Here is a 259-nt window from a genome sequence, read left to right on the forward strand (position 1 = left end):
GCTGTAGCTGTAACACCTCACCCTCAGCAATATCGCAAGTACCATCTGAGAACAGCTGCAATAGCGGCAAGCTCTGAAAGCCGACCAATAAGTTAAACGCTCGCGCTATCAGATAATCACCGACCAGTACCGCCGTGGCATTATCCCACGTCGCATTGGCCGTAGGCTTACCGCGACGTTGTCCTGACTCGTCAATCACATCATCATGGACTAAGGTGGCAGTATGCAACATCTCAGTAATAGCCGCTAAGTGCATGGC

At 51.4% G+C, this 259-nt stretch carries 1 pseudogene; it reads right to left on the reverse strand.

Annotated elements, in window-relative coordinates:
• Positions 1 to 259: pseudogene (gene sdsA, locus AAEY93_RS20805) on the reverse strand (All-trans-nonaprenyl-diphosphate synthase); the annotation flags it as partial.

This window comes from Shewanella sp. CAL98-MNA-CIBAN-0140 (assembly GCF_040309905.1).
Classification (GTDB): Bacteria; Pseudomonadota; Gammaproteobacteria; order Enterobacterales; family Shewanellaceae; genus Shewanella; species Shewanella psychromarinicola.